The sequence below is a fragment of the Gordonia sputi NBRC 100414 genome (assembly GCF_000248055.1).
Classification (GTDB): Bacteria; Actinomycetota; Actinomycetes; order Mycobacteriales; family Mycobacteriaceae; genus Gordonia; species Gordonia sputi.
The window spans coordinates 1-216 of record NZ_BAFC01000119.1 but is presented as its reverse complement, the minus strand read 5'-3'; the positions used below and the strand labels follow the sequence as shown (position 1 = coordinate 216).

General features: G+C 63.0%; 1 protein-coding gene. It reads right to left on the bottom strand.

What is annotated here, in order from left to right:
• The coding region (locus GOSPT_RS19755; RefSeq protein WP_005208378.1) for an AMP-binding protein at positions 1-216 on the bottom strand (216 nt) is incomplete at both ends.

The window sequence follows — 216 nt, the reverse complement described above, 5'->3', positions numbered from 1 at the left end:
GTGGTGGTGTTGCTGATGGGCTTGCCGATGGTGACGTTGTCGCTTCCCGTCACGTCGACGTCCGTCACGTCGACCGCGGCTTCGGTGGGACCGTACAGATTGTGAATCCTGGTGTCCGGCAACTGTGCGTGTGCCTCGAGTGCCACCGCGGTGGGCAACGCCTCACCGGACGTCAGCAGCCATCGCAACGACCGGAGTTGTGTAAAGCTCTGTGCC